At 40.4% G+C, this 18897-nt stretch carries 13 protein-coding genes and 1 riboswitch; of the genes, 7 read left to right on the top strand and 6 right to left on the bottom strand.

Translation table 11 applies throughout. From position 1 onward, the window contains the following. Positions 1 to 32: 32 nt before the first annotated feature. On the bottom strand, positions 33 to 2882 hold the full coding sequence (locus Q5O24_06590) for a hypothetical protein (GenBank protein ID WKY48979.1): 2850 nt from the start codon (positions 2880 to 2882) through the stop codon (positions 33 to 35). 231 nt (positions 2883 to 3113) lie between these two features. Beyond that, a riboswitch (glycine riboswitch) is annotated at positions 3114 to 3209 on the top strand. A gap of 41 nt (positions 3210 to 3250) precedes the next feature. Here Q5O24_06590 and Q5O24_06595 point away from each other — a divergent pair. After that, positions 3251 to 4699, top strand: coding sequence for a sodium:alanine symporter family protein (locus Q5O24_06595; protein WKY48980.1), 1449 nt, complete (start codon positions 3251 to 3253; stop codon positions 4697 to 4699). Between the two features lie 53 nt (positions 4700 to 4752). Here the strand turns inward: Q5O24_06595 and Q5O24_06600 are convergent, their stop codons facing one another. Further along, positions 4753 to 5520, bottom strand: a complete 768-nt coding sequence (locus Q5O24_06600; protein WKY48981.1) for a sulfite exporter TauE/SafE family protein — start codon at positions 5518 to 5520, stop codon at positions 4753 to 4755. A gap of 291 nt (positions 5521 to 5811) precedes the next feature. Here Q5O24_06600 and Q5O24_06605 point away from each other — a divergent pair, with 291 nt between their 5' ends. The 5 genes from Q5O24_06605 (at position 5812) to Q5O24_06625 (ending at position 12779) form a co-directional block, all read left to right on the top strand. Continuing rightward, positions 5812 to 7023, top strand: a complete 1212-nt coding sequence (locus tag Q5O24_06605; protein ID WKY48982.1) for an IS256 family transposase — start codon at positions 5812 to 5814, stop codon at positions 7021 to 7023. 179 nt (positions 7024 to 7202) lie between these two features. After that, the gene (gene ftsH / locus Q5O24_06610) at positions 7203 to 9023 is read left to right on the top strand and encodes an ATP-dependent zinc metalloprotease FtsH (protein ID WKY48983.1); all 1821 of its coding nucleotides are present in this window, start codon (positions 7203 to 7205) and stop codon (positions 9021 to 9023) included. Positions 9024 to 9245: 222 nt separating this feature from the next. Then, a complete protein-coding gene (locus tag Q5O24_06615; protein ID WKY48984.1) occupies positions 9246 to 9845 on the top strand; it encodes a VTT domain-containing protein in 600 nt (199 codons plus the stop codon). 143 nt (positions 9846 to 9988) lie between these two features. Then, positions 9989 to 12175 (top strand): glycosyltransferase, encoded by a 2187-nt coding sequence (locus tag Q5O24_06620; GenBank protein WKY48985.1) that lies wholly within the window; start codon positions 9989 to 9991, stop codon positions 12173 to 12175. Then, a complete protein-coding gene (locus Q5O24_06625; GenBank protein WKY48986.1) occupies positions 12162 to 12779 on the top strand; it encodes a DUF374 domain-containing protein in 618 nt (205 codons plus the stop codon). Before Q5O24_06620 ends, Q5O24_06625 begins: the two co-directional genes overlap by 14 nt. Positions 12780 to 12811: 32 nt before the next feature. Here the strand turns inward: Q5O24_06625 and Q5O24_06630 are convergent, their stop codons facing one another. Beyond that, the gene (locus Q5O24_06630; protein ID WKY48987.1) at positions 12812 to 13321 is read right to left on the bottom strand and encodes a TetR/AcrR family transcriptional regulator; all 510 of its coding nucleotides are present in this window, start codon (positions 13319 to 13321) and stop codon (positions 12812 to 12814) included. A gap of 198 nt (positions 13322 to 13519) precedes the next feature. On the opposite strand from Q5O24_06630, the gene Q5O24_06635 reads away from it, so the two are divergent. Continuing rightward, a complete protein-coding gene (locus Q5O24_06635) occupies positions 13520 to 14434 on the top strand; it encodes a carotenoid biosynthesis protein (protein WKY48988.1) in 915 nt (304 codons plus the stop codon). Between the two features lie 30 nt (positions 14435 to 14464). On the opposite strand, the gene Q5O24_06640 is transcribed toward Q5O24_06635, so the two are convergent. From Q5O24_06640 to Q5O24_06650, 3 genes are all read right to left on the bottom strand, one after another. Further along, on the bottom strand, positions 14465 to 15358 hold the full coding sequence (locus Q5O24_06640) for a diacylglycerol kinase family lipid kinase (GenBank protein WKY48989.1): 894 nt from the start codon (positions 15356 to 15358) through the stop codon (positions 14465 to 14467). A 536-nt stretch (positions 15359 to 15894) separates the two neighbouring features. After that, complete coding sequence (locus tag Q5O24_06645) at positions 15895 to 18348, bottom strand: pyruvate formate lyase family protein (protein ID WKY48990.1); 2454 nt, start codon at positions 18346 to 18348, stop codon at positions 15895 to 15897. 209 nt (positions 18349 to 18557) lie between these two features. Next, positions 18558 to 18896, bottom strand: a complete 339-nt coding sequence (locus Q5O24_06650; protein WKY48991.1) for a hypothetical protein — start codon at positions 18894 to 18896, stop codon at positions 18558 to 18560. Position 18897: the final 1 nt, after the last annotated feature.

Consider the following 18897-nt stretch of genomic DNA (forward strand, 5'->3'; position numbering starts at 1 on the left):
CAAAAGGACTAGAATTTGAAGTCAATGATAAATCACTTAAATAGCTCATCCGCCGGTGTATTGAGAACCCGGTACTCATAAACCGGTTCGATATCATAAACGTAGACATCGGGATGCAGTGAATTGGTTCCAGTGACTTGTTGTTCGGCTGCGGCGGTTTCCAGATCAACTACGTCATATTGTGCCCGAATCACCAGTTCACATTCTCCAGTGTTGCCATTGTAGTACTCTTTATAAATTGGCAGCTCGGTGTTGCCAGGACTTAGATAAACACGAATAAAGGTAGATTCTCCAGGTCCCAGTGACGGGATTGATAAAGTCATGGTATCATAAATTTTAAAATGTGGTTTACCTGGTGGATAATATGAAATCATTAGTGTGCCCGATGGGCTGCGCTGAGCATGTTGGTTATGCAGTTCGACATCGACAAAGGCTGGTTGATACTGGGCCTCGGTTGCTGGTTTGAGATACGATACATTAAAAGGATTAACGGTTTTCATCTCTGTCAGTCGATCAAGCTCGCTGGAGACTTCTTCCGCGATGGCATTGCGGACATCAGCAGGGATCTGCTCAACTGGTATATCCATTGATCGGGCTGTCTCCTCTAAAGCGACACGGACACAATAATCCAGCCCCTGGTCGGCCAGTTCGTCAAAATTAGGTAAAGATGGCGGCAGTCCCACCGAAACCAGACCGTAGTCAATCAGCCCTGTGACCGCTGTTTTGATATAGGACTGCATTTCTTCACCGAGGAAGGCAAAGCGGTCGGCTACGGTATTGGCAACCGTCACCTTGAGATCAGCATAGGCTTTGGACACGCCTTCGTATATTTGTGATAAAAGATCAAAGAAATCTGACCAAAATGCATCCCATCCACTTTGTGTAATGGATAGATGAAACCAGGCCCCCACGGGCAGCATTCGGTCTACAATGGCCTGATATTCCGCTCGCGTTGTGTTGGGGTATAAATACATATGCATTTCATAAGGATAAAGAAAATCACCGGTCTTGTTATTTTTGATGTAAAAACAGATTTCTTCGGCTTCAATTGGTCGGGTGACTTCAAAATATTCATCGGCATTGTCAATAGCCCATCGGGTCGGAATATAGCGCAGGAATTCAGTTGAAGGCACATAAGAATGAACTGTCACTTCTTCCGGGGGCTGGTCGTTAATATCAAAACTGCCGGCTAAATAGATGGCGTAATCTCCGGTAAAGACTATGGAAGACTCTTTGGTTGCCAGCGGAACCATAGTCCCAGGTGTTTCACCTGGCACATAACAGACTGCACGTAGATAATAGCGGATGGTGCCGTTACCCAGGATGTTTAGTTTTGGGATAATTTCAGAAAAGCTGAGTTCATAAAACTTGGTAACAGTTGTATAAGTGATTCCAGTCTTTTGGTCGCGGTAGACCAGTCCGGCTGGTTGGGTGAAATCTGTCATCGTCTGGTTATTAAAAGGTTGGCTGGCGATTTGCAGATCAATCTCTACGGATTCACCAGGAATGTCTGAAAGCATCAGAGTGCGGTCAAATGCGCCATCGTTAAAAAGATATAGACCGTTTTCAGGAAATTCTTCAAAGCTTCCAGGCTCAAATCCGGGCTCTGTTTTCGCCGATAATATGGGCGATGGCAGATCACTTGTGGGGACTTCTGAATTCAAATCAATGGAAGGTTGACCGACTATCAGTTCGAAGCCTGAGCCGGAAGCCTCAATCAGCTGATTGTCTTGATCATATAATAAGACCCGCAGATAAACTGCCCGCTGAGACTGAACCGGAAGAAATATCTCTGGAGCCAGGGTGAAATCACTTCCATGATTTTCAACTTCCTGATTATTTCCGTAACTGCCAAGGATTGATGCAAAATCAAGATTGAAGCTAATCGCCTTGCCAGGCAGTGTGCCTGTGGCGATCAGACCGATATCACTAATTTGCTCCTCATCACAGGAAGATTTTACTGTGGACAACTGCCAGACAATATGGTCCACGTTGTTAAAATCATGGTCCAGCCAGAATGATCGGACAGTATCCCCGGTTAAAGAGATCATTTCGCCATCATTAGTGGTATAGAGATTGGGGTCAATCTCAGGAGTTATATTGTTTTGGTTTTCGCTGGCGCTTGCATCCTGCTCAGGTTCTACATTTTCTTCAGGCTGAGTTTCGGTCGTAGCTTCTGTCTGGTTATTCGCATTATTTTCTTCGCTGGATTCAGTTGCCGGTGTAACAACGCTGAATATGTCTGACTGGTTATAGCCTAATAGGGCTGTTCCAACCCAGACGTTTATTCGAAAAAGACAGTTTTGCGATTCTGTATCCGGTATCGTGACTGTGGTTTCATCCTGATTGGCGATTCCGGTTGCCAGATCCATATAGGTAGCCCCGCCGTCACTACTGAATAAAACATCCACACTAACCTCCCGGCGAGTGTCAATTGACCATTTAAGTAAAAAATCTGAACCTGCGGTTAGCTTTTGGTCTTCTACCGGTGTCAGCACCTGAATTCCATTGGAAGGCGGGTTGACTGTTAATTCAGAAGGTAAAACATAAGGTTTGGTTGTAAGAGTAAAGTTTACTGTATCAGCCTCTTCATCTTCTGTCGGGGTGAACGCTTTAATGTATAACTGCATCTGGGGCTGACATCCTTCAGTAGCAATTTCACCGGTATTAATATCTCTGGACGGGGCTTCTATGAGGTCCACAATTTCGGCATAGCCAACTTCCGGATCAAGATAATAAGTGTCTGACTCATAATTTTCGATGGCTTCCTGGATACGCTTGGCTTCACATGATCTGAAGATGAACATCATAAGAACCAGCAGCAAAATCCCAACAGCAATAACCAAGAAGATACGGATCCACTGTTTTTTCTTTTGGTCCATAGTTCTCGCCTCCCTTTACAATCAATATACCCCTTGTCGGAAGCCTTTAACAAAGCGCAGGATAGATACAAATGTTTGGGCTATAGGATGAATAAACCAGTTGATAGTAACAATGAAGCAAGGAAACATTATACTTTATTTTTATTCCTACTAATTAATGGCAATATTTTCGTGAAACTTATTATTGCATTGGAGGGTGTTTTTTGGTAGAATTTTTATCGCTGTGAAAAATATCAGCACTCTGGAGAGTCTCGCGAAACGAGCGCCGAAGGTGTAGCCTGTAGATAATGCAGGTGATCTCTCAGGCAAAAGGACAGAGCAACGTAAAAGTTGTTCTCCTCTTCATTAATAAGAAGGAGGAAACAAAGATGTTTCAACAAATTAACTGTTTTCTGGTCTGGTTTGATGACCTGGTCTGGGGCCTGCCTCTGATCATTTTTATTCTGGCAGTTGGTATTATTTTAACCATTCGTTTGGGTGGGTTGCAGATCATACATTTACCCAAAGCCTTGAAGTTTATGGTCAAGAATGAAGCAGATGGAACAGGTGAAGTCAGTAGTTTTGGTGCTTTGTGTACTGCTCTTTCAGCAACCGTAGGAACCGGCAATATTGTCGGGGTTGCAACGGCTATCGTTGCTGGTGGTCCTGGTGCTCTTTTCTGGATGTGGATTGCCGCTTTTTTTGGTATGGCAACAAAGTATGCGGAAGGTTTATTGGCGGTAAAATACCGGGTGATAGAATCTGATGGTCATGTCCTGGGCGGTCCTTTTTACTATATCGAAAACGGTATGGGCAAAAAATGGGCATGGTTGGGCAAGGTATTTGCCTTTTTTGGAGCCGGTGTAGGTCTACTTGGGATTGGGACCTTTACCCAGGTAAACGGGATTGCCGGAGCGGTTAAAAACTTTTTTGATCCTAACAGCCTAACGACGGTTAATATTCTGGGCATGGATTATTCGATTAGTGTTCTGATCACCAGTGTTATTTTAACAATTCTGGTCGGATTGGTTGTCATTGGTGGAATTAAACGAATTGCCGGTGTTTCTCAAATTGTTGTTCCTTTTATGATTGTCATTTATGTGCTGTGCTGCCTGGTTATTCTGGTCTTTAACGCCGGAAAGATTCCTGCTGCTCTGGTCGAGATTTTTGCCAGCGCTTTTGGACTGCGGGCTGTTGCTGGTGGTGCTTTAGGAGCAGTTATTGTGGCCATGCAAAAAGGAATTGCCAGAGGAATTTTTTCCAATGAAGCCGGTCTGGGGAGTGCCCCGATTGCGGCAGCAGCAGCCCAAACTAAAGAGCCTGCCCGACAGGGTCTGGTTTCGATGACGGGAACATTTCTTGATACTATTGTTGTCTGTACAATGACAGGTCTGGCAATTGTTTTAACCGGATCATGGAATATAGGACTGGAGGGTGTTGAAGTTACGACTAATGCTTTCCAGATGGGACTGCCGATTCCGCCGCAGATCAGTTCTTTTATTCTTATGACCTGCCTGGTATTCTTTGCTTTTACCACTATTCTTGGATGGAACTATTACGGTGAACGATGTCTGGAATATTTGTCTAACGGCAATCGTAAAGCGGTCATGACTTATCGCTGGCTGTATATTCTGGCAGTTTTCATTGGTCCTTTTATGACGGTTTCAGCCGTCTGGATGATTGCTGATATTTTTAATGCCCTGATGGCGTTGCCAAACCTGATTGCTATTCTGGCCTTATCGGGTGTCGTGGCATCAGAAACAAAAGCTTACTTAAAGCGTTTGAAAGAAGAACCGTCAACCGGGGAAACAAAGGTTGAAGAAGAAATGGCTGCTTAAAAAGTATAATAAAAGCTTCACTTGCCTGTTTAGGTAAGTGAAGCTTTTTTTAATTAGCCCAAAAACAATACGGCTAAACCGAATGTCACTAGAATCGAACCGGTGATTCGATTAAGAGTGATATGGTCAACCTTATTGGCTATTTTGGCAGCAATTCTGGCCCAGATGAGGGTCGAAAAAACACAAACAGCCAGATAAAAAAGATTGGGAATCCCGCCAATTACAAAATGGCTAAGCGCCCCTGTTAATGCGGTAAAGGTCATAATAAAGACACTGGTTCCAACCGCCATCTTAAGTTCATAGCCTAAGATTGCAGTTAGAATGATGAGCATCATCATTCCCCCACCCGCACCGATAAAGCCGCAGATAAAACCAACTAGAGTTCCTGAGAGGACTGAGCGGATGATTCTGGCTTTAGGGTCAAGGTTACTCATTGCTTCAGGAGAACCTGTAACTGGTTTAATCAGAAATTTGATCCCCAGGACCATAGTCATAATTACTGAAAAACTGCCCATTGTAGTACTGGGAAGAAAACTTGAGACCAGACTGCCCACTAATGTAAAGGTTAAAACAGCAATCATCATCACCAAACCATTTCTGATATCGACATTTTTGTGTTTGGCGTAGGTAATTGAACTGACTCCGCTGGCTAGAACATCGCTGGCAAGGGCAATACCAACCGCTTCATAGGCTGGAACGCCCAGAAAAGTAATCAAAACCGGGCTAATGATCGCAGCCGCGCTCATGCCGGCAAAACCGGTTCCCAATCCGGCGCCAGCACCGGCTATAAAACAAATTAAAAAGCTTAATAATAATGACACGTTAAGAACTCCTATACATATAAAATAAATTTACAAAATTAAATTGTTGAATTTAATCGCAATTAGGATATTATAACTTATTTTTATTGTTTTGTAAAAACAGTGTCTATGTTTAAATTAATGATTAAGATGAAATATACATTAGTGTTATGACACTTTTATAAAACACAACAAAACTAATGCTTTAATATGATAAAGTCCGTATAATGGTGTAAAAAGAAAATGAGCCAAGAGCTCAAACCTCGGTTAAAATAAAAGTACCACCCAATACCTAATCGAGGAGATGAACAAATGGCTCAATTAAATATTACACTGGACACAGAACTTTTGCACGGACTTTTTACAAAAGATTCCCGGGATGAGGCTTTTTCAAAGCTTCTGGAAACAATTCTTAACCAGGTGCTTGTAGCGCAATCGGCTGAGCAACTTGGTGCTGAACGCTATGAGCGATGCGAGGATCGGACAGCTTACCGTAACGGTTTTAGGGATCGTGAATTAACAACGCGAATCGGTGGTATCACCCTGCGGATCCCTCGTCATCGTAACGGCGAATTCAGCACGACGATGTTTCAGCGCTACCAGCGGAGCGAGCAGGCTCTGATGCTGGCAATGATCGAAATGGTCATTAATGGGGTTTCAACCCGCAAAATCGAAAACATTACAGAAGAACTTTGTGGCCAGAGCTTTTCAAAATCAACAGTTTCAAAGCTGTGTGAAAATCTGGATCCGGTAGTAAACGGTTTTCGTAACCGAACGCTTGAAAAGCATTATCCATTTATAATTGTGGATGCTTTATATCTCAAAGTTCGCGAAGACAGCAGAGTCCGGTCAAAAGGTCTATTGGTAGCAACCGCAGTCAACGAAAATGGCAATCGTGAAGTAATTGGTTTTCAGCTGAATGATACCGAAACAGAATCAAGCTGGGGAGATTTTTTTCAAAATCTCAAAGAGCGTGGTCTGACAGCCGTTGATCTGATAGTATCCGATAATCACAAAGGACTTGTAAATGCGATTAAAAAACATTTTCAGGGATCCACCTGGCAGAGATGCCAGACACATTTCTCAAGAAATGTACTGGATAAAACGCCCAAAAATCAGCAGTCCGAATTGAAATCCTATCTGAAACGCATCTACAATGCAGTAAATATTGAAGATGCCCGCAACCTGCTGAAAGACACACTGAGACATTTTGAATCCAAAGCACCAAAAGCGATTGAAATACTCGAAGAAGGTTTTGATGATGTGATGGCTGTAATGAGTCTTCCTGAGAAATACCGGAAAAGACTGCGCACAACCAACAGTATCGAACGACTCAACGAGGAAATCAGGCGTCGTGATCGCGTGATCCGCATTTATCCCAACGAAAAATCGGTTATCCGTTTACTGGGTGCGCTGCTTATGGAACAGGATGAAAAATGGTCTTCCGGCAGAAAATATCTGGATATGCAGGATTACTATGAATTTTTAAAAGAACAGACGGCTGCTGTTTCATCAGCAGCCTAGTTAAACCCACCGAGGTTTTTACACACTATTTTGGACTTGACTTTTAATATTGGTAACAGATATAGAAGATGTAAATTTTTACAATTGTAGTAAAACACTATATAATAATGATATCAGATTTTTAAGGTTAAATGTTACAAGTGCCTTGAAAATAGACTAAACAAAAGGAGATTGCAATGATGGAAGAAGAACCAAAGAAACCGCAAAAAGGGATACTCTATTATTATGGCCTCGTTATTTTGGGCATCCTGGTATTTAACGCTCTGGTCGCTCCCCTACTGGTTGAGCAAACAATTGAGCCAGTCGGTTATAATCAGTTGCTGGCTGATATTGAATCCGGAACGGTCACTGAAATGGAAATAAACGATCAGCAAATTTATTACCGTATAGTTGATGCAGACGGACAGGAAGTGGTTCGTTCGACTGGTGCCATGGATGATCCGGATTTTGTGACTCGTTTGCAAGCACATCCTGAAGTAACATATACTAAAATTGTTCCCCAGGAAATGTCACCATTGGCAAAATTCCTGACTTCATGGTTGCTGCCATTTATTTTATTGTTCGCGATCGGTCAATTTTTTATGTCTCGGATGCAAAAACGGATGGGTGGCGGCAATGCTATGGCTTTTGGTAAGAGTAACGCCAAAATTTATGTTAAAGCCCAAACAGGCGTTAATTTTTCTGATGTGGCAGGGCAAAACGAAGCCAAAGAAGCTATGGGAGAAATTGTTGATTTCCTGCATAATCCGCAAAAATACACTGAAATTGGAGCTACCCTCCCTAAAGGAGCCCTACTGGTTGGCCCACCGGGAACCGGTAAAACGCTATTGGCTAAGGCTGTGGCAGGTGAAGCGGAAGTTCCCTTTTTCTCTATTTCCGGTTCTGAATTTGTTGAGATGTTTGTTGGGATGGGAGCCGCCAAAGTCCGTGATCTCTTTAAACAAGCCAATGAAAAAGCTCCCTGTATTGTTTTTATTGATGAAATTGATACTATTGGTAAAAAGCGAAACAGCGGGATGGGTGGAAATGATGAACGGGAACAAACTCTTAATCAGCTGTTGACAGAGATGGATGGATTCGATGGCAAAAAAGGTGTGGTGATTTTGGCTGCAACTAACCGACCGGAGAGTCTTGACCCGGCACTTCTGCGTCCTGGACGGTTTGATCGACGGATTCCTGTTGAATTGCCTGATTTAGCAGGGCGCGAGGCTATTCTCAAGGTTCATTCCACAAAAGTGAAAATGGAAGATGCCATTGATTTAAATGCGATTGCCCGGGCGACGTCAGGAGCTTCTGGCGCGGAATTGGCTAATATGGTAAACGAAGCGGCATTAAGAGCAGTCCGTATGGAGAGAAATGCGATCTCCCAATCGGATTTGGAAGAAAGCGTAGAAGTAATTCTCGCCGGATATCAGCGAAAAAATTCGCTGATTTCTGAAAAAGAAAAGAAAATTGTCGCCTATCACGAAATCGGTCATGCTCTGGTGGCCGCTAAACAAAGCGGTACGGCTCCGGTCCATAAAATTACCATTGTCCCCAGAACATCTGGTGCATTGGGCTATACCATGCAGGTAGAAGAAGGCGAAAAAGTGTTAATGAGCAAAACAGAAGCCTTGCAAAAGATTTGTACCTATACCGGTGGTCGAGCAGCTGAAGCACTGATCTTTGATTCGATCACATCGGGGGCCTCCAACGATATCGAGCAGGCTACTAAGATTGCCAGGATGATGGTCTCCAAGCTGGGAATGAGTGATACTTTTGGTATGACGTCTTTTGAGACCCAGCAAAATCAGTATCTTGGTGGTGAAAGCAGCCTCAATTGTTCTCCGGAAACAGCCCGGGAAATTGACATGCAGGTCATGACCATTATAGCAGGCCAGTATGAAAAAGCAACGGAAATCCTTAAGGAAAACAAGGATAAACTCAATGAACTTGCAGACTATTTACTTGAGAAAGAAACAATCAGCGGCGATGAGTTTATGTCGATCTTGTCTGCTTAAAAATTATTACTGATAAAACTATTTTACACGATTATCCTCCATGCTCAAAGGAAAGATATCAGAACGATTATATGCGATAGTATATGCGTTCTGGTATCTTTTTTTAGTATGCACCTAGTTCATTTCATGCAACTTCAAATAATTTGAAATTTTTATAAAAATGGAGTAAACTTTTATTTAAATAATGCTTTAAAAGTGATTAAAGAGAGGATTGGGGTTGCGATGAATATTAAAGCCTACGATAAACTGATAAAAATCATCATTTTTTTGATGCTTGCAACCCTTTTAATTTTTATTATTGATCTTTACAGTAAAGGTATTTTTGCATCAACTCAGTCCTTTGAAAACTATATCAAAAGCTTTGGTCCCTGGGAAGCCCTTGTTTTTATTGGCTTCCAGATGATTATGGTTATTTTTCCCTTTATGCCTTCATCGATTGGGACTGTTGTTGGTATCATCCTCTTCGGTCCGATACTGGGTTTTGTCTATAATTATATTGCCATTTGTACTGCATCAGTGATAGATTTTTTTCTTTCTCGAAAATATGGTGTAGAACTGGTTAAAAAAATGGTCAGCCAGAAGACTCTTGATAAATATTTCAATGTCCTCAGTGACCAAAAGCGGTTTGAGAAAATTTTTGCCGGGGCCATTTTTCTGCCCGGCGCTCCCGATGATTATTTATGTTATCTGGCTGGTCTTTCAACCATGAAGTTCTCCCACTATTTTATCATAATACTCTTGGGAAAAATTCCTTCCATCGCGGTTTTTAGTTTAGGAATTACCTCTCTGTTTCATTTTCTGCTGTCGCTTTTTACCGGATAACTATATATCTTTCGTAGACAATGCGCCAATACGATCCAGGCGATTGAATCAGACCACCATCTTTTTGTAAAACCACGATTAAGGTTTGTATTGATGGGTCTTTGACCCTGTGTGATGTATAAGGAAAAAGAAAGGAGCGGCGTTTGAATCGAAAAATTTTAAAAATCATTATTGTTACTCTGATTAGTCTGCTGGCAATAGTCAGTGCCTATAAAATATATCTGATTGTTAATGAGAGAGATTATCTGGATCACAATTATTCGGCCATTAAAACTCTGACTGACAATCAAAATCTAGCAGATTATAGTTTTGCAGTTGTCGGTAATGCCGAGAATTCAAACGATGTGTTTAGCAAACGAATTGTAGAAAGTATGAATAATGATGCTGATATCGCCTTTCTTATTTCTACCGGTAATGCAGTTCTAGATGGTGCTGAAGAAAAGTACAGGCTACTGAATAAAAGTCTTGATAACCTGAATGTTCCCAGCATTATCGGCGTTGGCAGCAACGAAGTATCCGATGGCGGTTATGTCCGTTTTTATAATCACCTTGGACCAACATATTTTTCATTTACCTATAATCAGGATTATTTTATTTTTCTCGATTCGACGGAAGCCACGACTTTTGAAGTTCAGGAAGAATGGCTGCTGAGTGAACTCGCAATGGCCCGGGATTATCGACATCGGTTTATCATTATGGAGCAAAGTCCTCTTGATGTTACAACCGATGTGGTTGATTATTCTGGCGGCCTGAGACAAATGTTTTCGGAAAATGGTGTTACCGGTGTCTTTTATTCTGCCAAGGACTATGACCAGATGACAGTAGATGGTGTGGTTTATTACGCATCAGGCAATGCAGGCGGCTTTACAGACAGCGAGGATTACGGTTATCTGAAGATTTCTGTAACAGAGAATAGCCCGGTGGCTGATTATGTTCAAGTCATGCCGGCTTATAATAATGTTTTTATGCAGACATATATCGGATTCTGGTATAAACTCCATACCCTCATCTATGTCCAGTTTTTTAATATTATCATTGTTCTGTCAGTCTTGCTTTTGAGCGGGATTCTGGCTTACCGACGAATTAGCCGGGAAACTGACTACTATCGCGATTTTTCAGTTGCAAATAGAGGGGATTATGATGATCGTAAACTATCGATTGCCATGTTCACCAATAACTACCTTCCTTTTATCGGTGGTGTACCCATTTCAATTTCCCGTTTATCGGAGGAATTGAGAAAAAATGGCCACAGGGTAGTGATTTTTGCACCTAATTATCCGAATAGCCAAGAAGATGAAAGTGATGTGATTCGCTGTCCTCTGCTGAAATATTACAAATCGGCTCAAATCCCCTTTCCCATAGCCAATATATACTCACCAAAAATTGAAAAGGCTTTTAAAGATTTTGATCTGGTCCATGTCCATCATCCATTTTGGATGGGAAAAAAGGGTTTAAGGTTAGGTCAAAAAGCTAATTTACCGGTGGTTCTTACTTATCATACCAGGCTGGAAAAGTATTCACAAAACCTGCCATTTGGTCGGATGATGTTTAAAAACTTTGTTTCCCACCATATGATTCGAGTTTTTGGACAGCAATGTGATGGCATTGTTGCCCCCACACAATCGGCAAAAGAGTATTTGGAGAATGTTGGTGTCAGCCGCCCAAAACTGATTATGCCAACAGGGATTGATTTAACTGCATATCATAAAAATGATCTTCAGCGTATCGCTGAAATTCGAGCTAACTATGTTGATGAGGATACTCTGCTACTATGCTCTGTTTTTAGATTATCAAAGGAAAAAAACCCCGAATTTCTAATCGAAGGAATTGATGTAGTTAGAAAGCTCACTACTGTTAAATTTAAGTGTATTATCATTGGCGAAGGCCCGGAAAGAGAACAGATTACCGAGAAAATTAATGAACTTGATCTATCTGAGACGGTTGTCCTCGTAGGTAAAATCAGTCCCGAAAAAATGGCAGCTTATTACCAGGCCGCAGACCTGTTTGTTTTTTCTTCCCAATCAGAAACCCAGGGAATGGTTTTACTGGAAGCTATGGCAGGAAAATGTCCTGTCGTCTGTATTCGCTCCAGCGGAACAGATGATGTTGTTCTGAATGGTTTTAATGGCTTTAAAACTTTGGCAAAAACTGAAGAGTGGGCAAACCGGGTTGTCGATATGCTAAAAGATGACCAGTTTCGCCGAACGATTTCTGATAACGCCTTGACGACTGCTGAACAATACAGTATTGAAGCGCTTGCAAAGAAACTGGAAGGCTTCTATTATGACTTAATTGCTCAAAAAGGAAGCAAACAAAATGAAATGGATTAATCATGTAATATCTCGAATAATTTCAAAAAGTATGTATTCGTACAGCCGATTGGTTTATCACAGCAGTCAGATCCGGCTGAATGGTCTGGACACTATTCGTGAGGATGAGGACGAAAAAGTGGTGTTCGTTTTCTGGCATGGTGACAGTTTCTGCCTCTACCCTGCTTTTTCAGGCCATGAGTTGTCAGTAATTACAACTATTAACCGAAGAGGTGACTTTATTGCCGATGCTTGCCGGCGTTTTGGATATAGGCCCGTTCGTTTACCCGATGAACATCAGGAGAATTTTGACCTGCTGGCAATTGTCAGAATGCTTTCCAACTCTAAAACCGACCTGGCTATTGCTCTTGATGGCCCCCTTGGTCCCTACCATATTCCCAAAGAGTTTCCAATTGTTATGGCTCATCTGCTGAAGCGAAAGATTGTGCCAATTACCGTTAATGTAAAAAGAAAAGTCGTTATAAAACATCGTTGGGATGATTTTAAGATCCCTCTTCCCGGTAATGAGATTGAACTTGTTTTTCATCAACCTATTCGCCTTAAACAGGCTGACAAATATGAAAAATATTTTTCTGTTATGGATGCTATTAAAAGATACAGTTAGTATTTTGCTTTATTGAGTTGACAGGCTCACTTTTATTCAGTCAGATCAAAGTATGGCAGATCTAGCCCTTTTAAGATTTCAACCAGCACCTCTGATGAAACTCTTTTGGGGTCTTTCATCCACCAAAAAAGAAGTTGAGAGAGCCCTCCTGCATAATATGCCATTTTATAATAAATATATGAAGTCTGGTTATCTTTGTGCTCAAACAAAGCAGTTAAATCGCGAATCGATGCGATAAAAACTTGAACAAAAATCATTTCTTGATGATCACGAATCAAACAATCTACCAGCTTCTGATTCTCATAAAATGCCTGAACGAAGATCAAAATAGACATGTTAGCATCCATTTCATATGTTTGTTTCTTTATTATTTCATCAAAAACGTTTCTAATGCAAGACCTTAAAAGCGCTTCTTTTGTTTCAATTAAATTATAGAATGTTTGTCTGGAAACACCAGAATATTCGCAAATATCTTTAATGGAGATTTTTTCATAAGGTCTTTCGTTCATTAAATCTATCAATCCATCAATTAATAAATTCATCGATAATAGTGCTTTTGGATTATTCCCATCATACATATTCTTCCCTTTAAATCTTTCAGCATTTAATAAGAATTATTAAGTTTTACAGTTAAATACTTTTAGTCTAAGTTTAAAATTTTTATTGAATTTAAAAGTTAACAATAGTATAATGCAAAACATTGACACATGTCAATAATATTTGATATAAGGAGAAGACTTATGATTTTTGGAACACCCATTAGTTGGTTTCTTAATGAAATTATTGCATCTATTTTGCTGCTTATATGTATCGCCCATATCGTTAAGCAGGAAAACTCGACGATTAAACTTTTCGAACTGTTTGCCTACATGATTACCGCTGGAATATTTGAAAATATCGGTGTATTTTCAAATGCATATTATTATAGTCATCAACGTCTGATGATGTTTGGAAATGTCCCATTTAGTATATTATTTATCGAAGGGGCCATTCTTTATACCACATTTCAGCTTTTCTCACTACTTAAAGCACCAAAATGGATCATTCCGTTTGGGGCCGGTTTATTGGCATCGATTCAGGATATGACTTTAGATCCGAGTTCAATTTATGATTTAAATTTAGTGAATGGGGTTTTAGAAGGACAATGGAATTGGACAAAATTTTATGATGGGGGTTATGTAGACATTCCCTTCTATAATTTTTCTGGATGGTTTACAATGATTTTCTTTTTTTCTGTATGTATGCTTACTGGAAGATTTCTTTATGAAAAATATAAAAAACGTTGGATTGGTATTACCTACCCATTTGCCTCAATAATTGTTACGGTTACCCTACTAATAAGTCCTATCAATCAGTTTCTGTTATATACAGTTCCCTTTGCAGAGATCAACACCAAAACGAACGAATTGATTATGCTGCTTTTATTATACACGATTTCAGCTTTATTGATATTCAGATTTGTAAAATATGATAGTTATATTGTCAAAAAGGATAGAATTGTTTTTGCGATACCGATTTTCTTACATATCTATGCGATCATTACTTGTATAACTCTAGGGATTACTTATGCTATTTTACCGGTTGTTATTGTCGCAGCGCTACATAGTGCCTACTTGATATTTGTTTACCTAAAAACTAAGAATGCTGAACGATAAATTCAAAAAGTAGCCGTCAAGGCTACTTTTTTATAAAGTAATAAACTGCACCATGCTGGGCAAGTTTTTAATCTTAACATCACAAAACTTACCAGCATATTCTCCATCAATGGTCCATGATGCACTGTTTTCAAAATTAAAAGTAACAGTATCAGCTTTTAGAAAAGCAATATTAACGTTGTCATATTTATGTTCAAACAAGCCCTTGTTAATTCCTCTCAGATCTTTTAATCTTGTTGGATTTTTAATTAAAAGAACTTCAAATTTGCCATCATCGAATGTAACTTCAGAATCTAAAAACTTCACAACACCGCCAATACTTTTGGAATTGGAGACTGATCCGAAGAGGAAATCGCCTGCAATTTCTTCTCCATCTGCTGTTACAGTAACCTTATAGGAGTGAATTTTGGGAAGACTAATGATTCCGTGCAAAATATAGGCTAAATAGCCAAAAGAATTTTTTAACCATTGCGGTGTGGAATAGGATACCTTTGAAAATGCTCCAAAAGAAGCCAGATAAGTAAAATATTGGTCTTCATTAAAAGCTCCTATGTCATGTTGCTGGATTTTATCACCCATCGCCGTATTAATGGCCAGTTCATATTTAGTAGGCAGACCTAGAGAGTTTGCCAGATCATTGGTGGTACCAGTCGGTATATAACCTAGGGGTATTTTTTTATTTAAATGTGCGAGTCCGGAAATTACTTCATTCAATGTTCCGTCACCACCGGCACAGATAATTTTATCGTAGTCGCTGCCATATTGAATGACAAGATCTGTCGCTTCATATCTTTTAGTCGTCGAGAAAATGGTCGTTTTGCAATTATTTTTGCTAAGCGTACTGACAATCTGATACATCTTCTTGTAGGCTTTTTGTCTTCCTGCAACAGAGTTTATGATCAATAGAACATTTTGTTTCTGCATTTCCTTTCCTTTCGACTGGTTAATGAAAAACCTGTGTGTGAGTTTTTAGTTTTAAATAAATATAATCTTATTATAACCCGAATTCTTTAGAAATGATGAGATTTCTAAAAAACTATAACCTGGTTCATTAATATTAATAAGAAACTTTCTTTATATCATATCGAACAATTTACAGGAATACAATACTTTAATGATTTCAGGAGAAGACTAATGCACACTGATATGATTTAATGCTAACCAGTCAGGTATTTCATCGCCATCATAAGATGAATAATGAGCGTTCAAGCCTACTATGATGACACTGTTCAGGTTTAAGACGAGAAGGTTTTATTAAGACTATTTAGAATCTTTAAATTAAAATTTATTTTAAAATTGGACAATCAAAAAAGGCAGATACAAACAACTTGATGTTTGTATCTGTCCTTTTTAAAATGTAGTTTCCCTATTCCATTTTGTCTAGAGGAGTTAATCAACATTAAAGAGCTGGGAAATGAAAATATTTTTACAATTCATCTAATGATATTTCAGTATACTACTTAAAAACTATGCTCAGCTCGAGAGATTATATCTTCCTGCATAGCCGGCGTCATATCGACAAAATAGGCACTAAAGCCAGCGATACGGACGACAAGATTCTGATAGTCTTCAGGTTTTTCCTGGGCTTTTCTAAGGGTTGCAGCATCAACTACATTATACTGTACTTCCATTCCGCCCTGATTAAAATAGGCTTTAGTTACATCTTCCAACTTGGTTATGCCATCATTTCCTTTCATTACGGTTGGGCGTACTTTAAGGTTTAGAGCCATCCCATCCATGAAATGTGAATGATTAAAGCTGACAGATGAAGTAAAGACTGAAGTTGGACCATTAATATCTCTTCCTTGGGCTGGACTGGCAGCATCAGCGATTGGCGTACCGGTTTTTCGCCCATCTGGGGTTGCCCAGGTTATCTCACCCTGTACAACGTGGTCAGAGGCACCAAAGGTACCGCATTTATAGACTTCACAGCGATGGGTTGAGAAGTTTCTGGAAATATCATAATACAGATCCAGAACATATTTCATTTCAGAGTCAGCATAAGGGTCGGCGTTGCCAAAATGCGGAACTTCGTTAAGAATTCTCTGACGGAGTGGCTCATAACCTTCCCAATCAGCCAGGAGCGCATCAAGATATTCTTTTCCTGAAATTAACTTATTATCAAATACCATGTACTTAAGGGCTGTCAGGCTGTCGGCTGTGGTTGCCAATCCCGTTGCAGTCCCACCGTAAGAGTTATATTTTGCTCCACCTTCAGATACGTCTTTACCGCTTTCCATACAACCAGTGGTAGAAATAGAAAGGTTCGGGAAAGGAAATAATCGAGGGTATTCATGTTCAGTGTAATTATTAAGTGTTGCCGACCAGGTCAGCATCCAGGTTGTAATTTTTTCAAATGCGGCTCGCACTTCATCCATAGATTTCATGTCTGAAAGATATCCGGAACGTAATTTCTCAGGAACCTGTTCTCCGTTGATGGGGTTAATGCCATTGTTAAGTGCCATATCTAATGCGATTGCCCAATAGATACCGGAGTGAGACATCGATGAACCGTTGGGTGCCGGATAATCACAACCTGATCCAGTAATTTCCTGGCAGCCGATAAAAGCAAAGTTTCTGGCATCTTCCAAAGTAAATCCCAACTCCTGCTGAATTGCAGGCACAATGACTTCGTCATTTTGAAGCAGAGGCAGACCACCTACGCGCATGGACGTTGCCATTGCACAATCCCAGATCTCTTTTGGCGTATTTTTATTGGTTCTCAATGAAACAGTTGGCTCGTGTAAATCCAGGCGTGCCATAGCTTCCAGAACCATATAGGAGACGGGGTTTGTAGCGTCTTCCCCAGTTTCTGGGACTAAGCCGCCAATAGTGGTATGCTGTCCCAAATGGCCGATTCCAGCGGTTTGCTGCATCTTGCCAAAGCCGCCGCCGTAGAAAGTGTTTATTTTTAGGAAGAAGGCATCGACTAGTTCCTGAGCTTCGTCCATTGTGATGGTACCGTTTTTAAGGTCTTTTTCAAGGTATGGCCAGGTGTAATAGTCAAATCTACCCATACTTGTTACAAAGGGATCATTATCTACCTTAAGAAAAACATTGTACATCATTACCTGCTGGCAGGCTTCCCAGAAGGTGCGAGATGGTTTTTCGGCGATCCAGTCTAGGCCTTCAGCCATCTTTTCGAGTTCTGCTTTACGTTCGGCCGTTGGTGCTGTGTTGGCTTTAACTCTTGCGCAGTCAGCATAACGCCTTGTCATGGTAATAGCACCATCACAGGCAACTGTCGCTGCTTTATAGAACATATACTTGCCCATGTTATCGCCTTGAACGTTACCTTGATGTTTATCCAGCCAATCCTGAGCTTCCTTACGGATATCAGCATAGCCTCGTTTAAGGATATTCTGGAAGCCAGGAGTCAGATGGCCAGGCGGTAACATGGTCGGGAAACCACCAATTTTTCCGTAGTCTGAAGCCTGTAGCTTAAAAAAGTCGTGGGCTCCATCTGGCAGCCATTCTTCTGGTGGAAAATTATTGCCATAAACCGACATCCGCTTGGCAAAAATATCACGCAGCTCTTTAAGATCAGCCGGTGAAATCGCCAGTTTCTGATGAGAGTAAAACGGATCATCATCGGGTGCATGATGTAAACCGTCAGCTTCGATTGGCCAGGTGTTTTCTATATCCGCCATCAGCCACATTTCGCCAAGTGCAGCACCCCAGCCTTTGTTTCCCAGGTCTCCGGCAAAATATTCGTCTTCTCGGATATCAATAGGCATATTGGAAATGACATACAGTGATTCATAAGGCTTTTCCAGCATTGGCGGAAAATCATGATATTTCTGCGATGCCTCCAGCTTTAAACGTGCTTTCTCTGCATCTGCAACAATCACTCTGTTGCGAACCTTGTCACGCATTCTTTCAATGCGTTCCGTGTGCGGTTTAAACGTATACATAGAATTTCTCCTTTCGTTTGCATTTTTATTTATGTTATCACATTAGATACGCTATGTAAATCATTTATAATTAAATTATTGTAAACCTTTAATAAATTCACTTATAATTCAATAAATACGCCAATACAAAGCCATTATAATAATGTATCTATAAGAGCATTAATTAATTTGAGTTATACACACATAAATTAAATTAGTTTCCACATTGTCTATTTGATATACACATTTTTGCTAAGTAAAAAAACAGCTGAAAAAATTATCAGCTGTTGAAAATTGGTCTGAATCAAGATTATTGGAGATGATCTGATTGGCATTGCGGAGAAATTTGTATTTAAATTTAGACAAAAAGATGGTAACATCTTTTCCTTGCGCAGTTCCGGTAAACTTGCAGGAATTGCGACATTATTTTGAACGAGAATCGTGATTGTACTTCCCTCACCTGCTTCACTGATTTCTTCCAGAGCTTTATCGACATCAATATCGGGATTTTCCGGTTCTACAGGCGTTATCGGGCTTGAGAGGGTGTCATAACACGTACCGTCCTTCATT

The organism is Eubacteriaceae bacterium ES3 (genome assembly GCA_030586155.1).
In the GTDB taxonomy this organism is placed as follows: domain Bacteria; phylum Bacillota; class Clostridia; order Eubacteriales; family Eubacteriaceae; genus Acetobacterium.